The sequence below is a fragment of the Streptomyces sp. 4N124 genome (genome assembly GCF_052245395.1).
In the GTDB taxonomy this organism is placed as follows: domain Bacteria; phylum Actinomycetota; class Actinomycetes; order Streptomycetales; family Streptomycetaceae; genus Streptomyces.
Genome location: NZ_JBQQBS010000087.1, coordinates 22,687 through 29,459 on the forward strand (window position 1 = coordinate 22,687; position 6,773 = coordinate 29,459).

The following is a 6,773-nucleotide window of genomic DNA, read 5'->3' on the forward strand; positions in this document are numbered from 1 at the left end:
GTGATCAGTGACCCATTCCCAGTCCGCCGTCAACGGGAATGACGGCTCCAGTGATGTACGAGGCGTCGTCCGAGGCGAGGAACCGCACCGCGGCGGCGACCTCGTCCGGCTGCGCGTACCGGCCGAGCGGCACCTGCGACACGATGGCGGCCCGCTGCTCGTCGGTGAGCACCTTCGTCATGTCGGTGTCGACGAAGCCTGGCGCGACGACGTTGAAGGTGATGTTGCGTGAGCCCAGCTCACGGGCGAGGGAACGTGCGAAGCCGACCAGGGCGGCCTTGGAGGCGGCGTAGTTCGACTGACCGGGACCGCCGTACAGCCCGACCACCGAGGAGATGAGGACGACACGGCCCTTCTTGGCGCGCAGCATGCCGCGATTGGCGCGCTTGACGACGCGGAAGGTGCCGGTGAGGTTGGTGTCGATGACCGAGGTGAAGTCCTCTTCGGTCATGCGCATCAGGAGCTGGTCCTTGGTGACACCGGCGTTGGCGATCAGCACCTCGACCGGGCCGTGCTCGGCCTCGATCTCCTTGTAGGCCTGCTCCACCTGCTCGGTGTCGGTGATGTCGCACTTGACGGCGAGGAAGCCGGACGGTGGCTCACCCGAGCGGTATGTGATCGCGACCTTGTCGCCGGCGTCGGCGAAAGCGCGGGCGATGGCGAGGCCGATGCCCCGGTTGCCTCCGGTGACGAGAACCGAGCGGCTCAACGGATCACCCTTTCACTAGCGGTTGGTTCCCCCGAAACACCTGGATGACAGGCGGCTTCACTCCAAAAACCTATCGGTCCCCGCCCTTCTGCGGACAATCGGGCACCGACAGCGGCGAACGGCACTCACTGTGGGGTCCCTACAGAAAGAGGCGCACGTCAGCCGGAAACCTGTGGTCCGTCGCCGGGATGGGCGACATGATCGGAGCCGACAGGCCACGACAGCAGGGAGACCTCCGTGCCTCATACGATCGACGAAGCCTTCACGGCACTTCCGCTACGCGCCCTGGCCGACGCCGCGCTGGCACGCGCGCGTGCGCTGGGGGCAGCGCACGCGGACTTCCGGTTCGAGCGGGTGCGCAGCGCGTCCTGGCGCCTGCGGGACGGCAAGCCCGCCGGGTCTTCGGACACCACCGACCTCGGGTACGCGGTGCGGGTCGTGCACGGCGGAACGTGGGGATTCGCGTCCGGCGTGGATCTGACGCTCGACGCCGCCGCCAAGGTCGCCTCGCAGGCGGTGGCGATGGCCAAGCTGTCCGCGCAGGTGATCCGGGCGGCCGGGTCGGACGAACGTGTCGAGCTCGCCGACGAGCCCGTGCACTCCGAGAAGACGTGGATCTCGTCGTACGCGATCGATCCGTTCACCGTGCCCGACGAGGAGAAGACCGCGCTGCTGGCGGACTGGAGCGGCCGGCTGCTGGCGGCGGACGGGGTCGATCACGTCGACGCGTCGCTGCTCACCGTCCACGAGAACAAGTTCTACGCCGACACCGCGGGAACCGTGACCACGCAGCAGCGGGTGCGGCTGCATCCGCAGCTGACGGCGGTGTCGGTGGACGAGTCGAGCGGCGAGTTCGACTCGATGCGTACCATCGCGCCGCCCGTCGGACGTGGCTGGGAGTATGCGACGGGCACCGGTTGGGACTGGGACGACGAACTCGCCCGGATCCCCGAGCTGCTCGCCGAGAAGATGCGCGCCCCCAGTGTCGAGCCGGGGCCGTACGACCTCGTCGTCGACCCCTCCAACCTGTGGCTGACCATCCACGAGTCCATCGGCCACGCCACCGAGCTGGACCGCGCCCTCGGCTACGAGGCCGCCTACGCCGGCACCTCCTTCGCCACCTTCGACCAGCTCGGCAAGCTCAAGTACGGCTCCGAGCTGATGAACGTCACCGGTGACCGCACGGCCGAGCACGGACTTGCGACCATCGGATACGACGACGAAGGCGTCGAGGGACAGTCCTGGGACCTGGTCAAGGACGGCACGCTCGTCGGCTACCAGCTGGACCGGCGGATCGCGAAGCTGACCGGGTTCGAGCGGTCCAACGGGTGCGCGTACGCCGACTCCCCCGGCCATGTGCCCGTGCAGCGCATGGCCAACGTGTCCCTGCGGCCCGACCCCGCCGGGCTGTCCACGGAGGATCTGATCGGGGGCGTGGACCGCGGCATCTATGTGGTCGGCGACCGGTCCTGGTCGATCGACATGCAGCGGTACAACTTCCAGTTCACCGGCCAGCGGTTCTTCAAGATCGAGAACGGGCGGCTGGCCGGTCAGCTGCGGGACGTGGCCTACCAGGCGACGACCACCGACTTCTGGGGCTCCATGACGGCCGTCGGCGGTCCGCAGACCTATGTCCTGGGCGGCGCCTTCAACTGCGGCAAGGCCCAGCCGGGTCAGGTCGCGGCCGTGTCGCACGGCTGCCCGTCCGCCCTCTTCAAGAGCGTCAACATTCTGAACACCACGCAGGAGGCCGGTCGATGAGCGCGCGTACGAGCAAGCCGCACGAGATTGTCGAGCGGGCGCTGGAGCTGTCCCGGGCCGACGGCTGCATGGTGATCGCCGACGAGCAGTCGACCGCCAATCTGCGCTGGGCGGGCAACGCGCTCACCACGAACGGTGTCACGCGCGGGCGCACGCTCACGGTCATCGCCACCGTCGACGGCAAGGAGGGCACCGCTTCCGGCGTCGTCTCACGCTCCGCGGTGACCCTCGACGAGCTGGAGCCGCTGGTGCGCGCCGCCGAGGCCGCCGCACGCGGCGCCGGCCCCGCCGAGGACGCGCAGCCCCTGGTCACGGACGTACCGGCGTCCGAGGACTTCACCGACGCCCCGGCCGAGACGTCGTCCACCGTGTTCGCCGACTTCGCCCCGGCGCTCGGTGAGGCGTTCGCACGCGCGCGTGCGGGTGGCCGCGAGCTGTACGGCTTCGCCAACCACGAGCTGGTGTCGACGTACATGGGGACGTCCACCGGTCTGCGGCTCCGTCATGACCAGCCCAACGGGACGCTGGAGCTGAACGCCAAGTCGCCCGACCGTACGCGCTCGGCGTGGGCGGGGCGGTCGACCCGGGACTTCAAGGACGTCGACCCGGCGGCGCTGGACGCCGAGCTGGCCGTACGGCTCGGCTGGGCACAGCGGCGGATCGAGCTGCCCGCGGGCCGATACGAGACGCTGCTGCCGCCGACCGCCGTCGCCGACCTGCTGATCTACCAGATGTGGTCGGCGTCGGGCCGGGACGCCACCGAGGGCCGCACGGTGTTCTCCAAGCCCGGCGGCGGCACCCGCGTCGGGGACAAGCTCACCGAGCTGCCGCTGACCCTGCGCAGCGACCCGAACGAGCCGGGCCTGGAGTCCGCGCCCTTCGTGATCGCGCACTCCTCCGGCGGGGACCAGTCGGTCTTCGACAACGGGCTGCCGCTGAAGCCGACCGAGTGGGTGCGCGCCGGTGAGCTCGGGCACCTCATGACCAGTCGGCACAGCGCGGGACTGACCGGGCTGCCGGTGGCGCCCGCGATCGACAACATCATCCTGGACGGCGGCACGGACCGGTCCCTGGAGGACATGGTCGCGAGCACGGACCATCGTGGGCCCTGCCTGCTGCTGACCTGCCTCTGGTACATCCGCGAGGTCGACCCGGCCACGCTGCTGCTCACCGGCCTGACCCGGGACGGCGTCTACCTCGTCGAGAACGGCGAGGTGACCGGCGAGGTCAACAACTTCCGGTTCAACGAGTCGCCGGTGGATCTGCTGGGGCGGGCGGCCGAGGCGGGGCGCACGGAAAAGACGCTGCCGCGGGAATGGAGCGACTGGTTCACCAGGGCCGCCATGCCCGCGCTGAGGGTGCCGGACTTCAATATGAGCTCTGTCAGTCAGGGCGTATAACCTCGTAGTCGGCTGTCACTCGACCGCCGACAAGATCGCTTCAGGGAGATACGAGAACCGTGACGGACATCGTCGACGAGCTGAAGTGGCGGGGGCTGTTCGCCCTCTCCACTGACGAGGACGCTTTGCGCAAGGCGCTCGCGGACGGTCCCGTCACGTTCTATTGCGGTTTCGACCCGACGGCGGCCAGCCTCCACGTCGGCCACCTGGTCCAGGTCCTCACCATGCGCCGGCTCCAGCAGGCGGGGCTGCGCCCGCTCGCCCTCGTGGGCGGCGCGACCGGTCAGATCGGCGACCCGCGCCCGACCGCGGAGCGCACGCTGAACGACCCGGAGACGGTCGCCGCCTGGGTCAACCGGCTGCGCTCGCAGATCGAGCCGTTCCTCACCTTCGAAGGTGAGAACGCCGCGGTCATGGTGAACAACCTGGACTGGACGGCAGGCATGTCCGCCATCGAGTTCCTCCGCGACATCGGCAAGCACTTCCGCGTCAACAAGATGCTGACCAAGGACTCGGTCGCCCGGCGACTGCAGTCCGAGGAAGGCATCAGCTACACGGAGTTCAGCTACCAGCTGCTCCAGGGCATGGACTTCCTGGAGCTGTACCGGCGGTACGGCTGCACGCTCCAGCAGGGCGGCAGCGACCAGTGGGGCAACCTCACGGCCGGGCTCGACCTGATCCACAAGCTGGAGCCGCACGCCAACGTGCACGCGATCGCCACTCCGCTGATGACCAAGGCGGACGGCACCAAGTTCGGCAAGACCGAGGGCGGTGCGATCTGGCTCGACCCGGAGATGACGACGCCGTACGCGTTCTACCAGTTCTGGCTGAACGTGGACGACCGGGACGTCTCGACGTACCTGCGCATCCTGTCCTTCAAGTCCCGTGCGGAACTGGAGGAGTTGGAGGAGCAGACGGAGGAGCGGCCGCAGGCCCGGGCCGCGCAGCGTGCGCTCGCCGAGGAGCTGACGACGCTGGTGCACGGTGCGGAGCAGACGGCCGCGGTGATCGCCGCGTCCCGCGCGCTCTTCGGCCAGGGCGAGCTGGCGGAGCTGGACGACCGGACGTTGGCTGCGGCGCTTTCCGAGGTGCCGCATGTGCGGGTCGCCGAGCTTGGGCCGGTCGTCGATCTGTTCGCCGAGGTCGGGCTGGTGGCGAGCAAGTCGGCTGCGCGGCGCACGGTGAAGGAGGGCGGGGCGTACGTGAACAACGTGAAGGTCGCCGCGGAGGACTTCGTCCCGGTGGAGGCGGATCTGCTGCACGGGCGTTGGCTGGTGCTGCGGCGTGGCAAGAAGAGTCTTGCGGCGGTGGAGGTCGTGGGCGAGTAGCGCCGTAGGGGTGCGGGGATCTCCTGGCCGCAGGTTCGTTGTGGCTTGTCGCGCAGTTCCCCGCGCCCCTATCGGGGCGCCTTCTGCTTGCCCAGCGTTGCCATGTACAACATGTCGCCCACGCCCACGATGACCAGCGCTGCGACCAGCTGGAAGGCGTGGCGGCTCCAGTCGATGCCGGCGGTTTCGTCGACGCCTACTCCTCGGGCGATGGAGTTGCCGACGATGGCGCCGAGCATGCCGAAGATGGTGGTCAGCCAGAGGGGGCTGTGCTGCTTGCCGGGCAGGATCGCCTTGGCGATCAGCCCCAGCACGAATCCCACGATGATCGCCCACAACCAGCCCATGGCTGCCTCCTCGTACGGCTCGACGTGAGCATTACGCCCAGTGTCGGCCCGTTCGCGCTACGGCGCATGTCGGGTACGGCGCTACACGCTCCGGCGCAGGCCACTCGCCCTGGTCGGAGGTGCCCCGGTCTCGTAGACGACGCAGGTGCGGCGTAACGTGGAGGCTGTCCGGGCTCGGCTCCTCCGCCTGGGCGGAGCGGGTACGGGCCGGGGAGAGTCCGATGCGGGCGGATGGTGGAATGTGATGCGGAAGCAGCATGGTGGCGGCAGCGCCCAGGTATTCCGGATCACTGGGGCCCGGGCGGGCCTTCAGGAGGATGTGCGCGGACGGCAGCGGCGCTACGTCATCTCGATGTCGGTCCGTACGGTGTCCGTGATCCTCGCGGCCACGCTCTGGAACGTCGAACGGCACGTCGCGATCGTGGCGTTGGTGCTCGGGGCGGTGCTCCCCTATATCTCGGTGGTCATCGCCAACGCCGGGCGGGAGAACGCGCCGTCGCTTCCGTCGACGTTCGTGACCGCGCCGACGCCGCCGATGATCGCTCCGCCGCGGGACGACGACGGCTTCGCGGAACCGGCGGCGGAAGACGCCGCGGCCGAACCGGAGCCCGGCGCGAGAAGCGAGCGAAGCGACCGGATGTGAGCTTTGCGGACGCTTTCCGGCCGGAGGTCGGCTCCGCGCCAAGCTCAGTAAAAGCTCAGATCAATCATGTTGTTCCAGTGCCGAGCGGGTACTGACTCGTGACATACTTTCTAAGCGCTCCGCATCCCCCGTCGGAGCGACAGACCGACGCCGGGCAGCTCCCCCCGTGGCTGCTCGGCGTCGCCTTTTGTGGGGTTAGGGTCGGGGCGTGAATCTGAACGTCCCCGGCAACGATCCGGCCTCTCCCATCTGCTCCGCCAAGGGCTGCCGTGCCGCCGCGGTGTGGGTGCTGGCCTGGAACAATCCGAAGCTGCACACGCCGCAGCGGCGCAAGACCTGGCTGGCCTGCGAGGAGCACCGGGAGCATCTTTCGCAGTTCCTCGGGGTGCGGGGGTTTTTGAAGGACGTGGTCCCGCTGGAGGAGTGGGAGTCCCCCGAAGAGGCCTAGCCTGCCTAGCCCCCGATGGCCGACATCGGCCTGTCCGGCTGCACGAATGTGGGGTCGTCCAGGCCGGCGCCGGCCTTCTTGCCCCACATGGCCAGGCGCCAGATGCGGGCGATCTCCTCGTCGGGGGCGTCGGAGCG

General features: G+C 69.2%; 7 protein-coding genes and 1 pseudogene. 5 read left to right on the top strand and 3 right to left on the bottom strand.

From position 1 onward, the window contains the following. Nucleotides 1–4: 4 nt before the first annotated feature. Nucleotides 5–709 (bottom strand): 3-oxoacyl-[acyl-carrier-protein] reductase, encoded by a 705-nt coding sequence (gene fabG, locus ACTWQO_RS45085; protein WP_443243204.1) that lies wholly within the window; start codon nt 707–709, stop codon nt 5–7. Between the two features lie 237 nt (nt 710–946). On the opposite strand from fabG, the gene ACTWQO_RS45090 reads away from it, so the two are divergent. The 3 genes from ACTWQO_RS45090 to tyrS are packed head-to-tail and all read left to right on the top strand — an operon-like array spanning nt 947 to nt 5,198. After that, nucleotides 947–2,470 (top strand): TldD/PmbA family protein, encoded by a 1,524-nt coding sequence (locus ACTWQO_RS45090; RefSeq protein ID WP_443243205.1) that lies wholly within the window; start codon nt 947–949, stop codon nt 2,468–2,470. Continuing rightward, nucleotides 2,467–3,870, top strand: coding sequence for a metallopeptidase TldD-related protein (locus ACTWQO_RS45095; protein ID WP_443243206.1), 1,404 nt, complete (start codon nt 2,467–2,469; stop codon nt 3,868–3,870). Before ACTWQO_RS45090 ends, ACTWQO_RS45095 begins: the two co-directional genes overlap by 4 nt. 59 nt (nt 3,871–3,929) lie before the next feature. Beyond that, entirely contained in the window at nt 3,930–5,198 is a 1,269-nt protein-coding gene (gene tyrS / locus ACTWQO_RS45100; RefSeq protein WP_443243207.1) for a tyrosine--tRNA ligase, read from the top strand. A 68-nt stretch (nt 5,199–5,266) separates the two neighbouring features. Here the strand turns inward: tyrS and ACTWQO_RS45105 are convergent, their stop codons facing one another. Then, complete coding sequence (locus ACTWQO_RS45105) at nt 5,267–5,545, bottom strand: GlsB/YeaQ/YmgE family stress response membrane protein (protein WP_443243208.1); 279 nt, start codon at nt 5,543–5,545, stop codon at nt 5,267–5,269. 244 nt (nt 5,546–5,789) lie between these two features. On the opposite strand from ACTWQO_RS45105, the gene ACTWQO_RS45110 reads away from it, so the two are divergent. Then, nucleotides 5,790–6,188 (top strand): DUF3099 domain-containing protein, encoded by a 399-nt coding sequence (locus ACTWQO_RS45110; protein WP_443243209.1) that lies wholly within the window; start codon nt 5,790–5,792, stop codon nt 6,186–6,188. A gap of 208 nt (nt 6,189–6,396) precedes the next feature. Further along, on the top strand, nt 6,397–6,636 hold the full coding sequence (locus tag ACTWQO_RS45115; RefSeq protein WP_443243210.1) for a hypothetical protein: 240 nt from the start codon (nt 6,397–6,399) through the stop codon (nt 6,634–6,636). Nucleotides 6,637–6,641: 5 nt separating this feature from the next. On the opposite strand, the pseudogene ACTWQO_RS45120 reads toward ACTWQO_RS45115, so the two are convergent. Further along, nucleotides 6,642–6,773, bottom strand: a pseudogene (locus tag ACTWQO_RS45120) (GTP 3',8-cyclase MoaA); the annotation flags it as partial.

Coding starts and splice junctions, on each gene's coding strand:
- ACTWQO_RS45095 (WP_443243206.1), top strand. CDS start 2,467: ATGAGCGCGCGTACGAGCAAGCCGCACGAGATTGTCGAGCGGGCGCTG.
- ACTWQO_RS45105 (WP_443243208.1), bottom strand. CDS start 5,545: ATGGGCTGGTTGTGGGCGATCATCGTGGGATTCGTGCTGGGGCTGATC.
- ACTWQO_RS45110 (WP_443243209.1), top strand. CDS start 5,790: ATGCGGAAGCAGCATGGTGGCGGCAGCGCCCAGGTATTCCGGATCACT.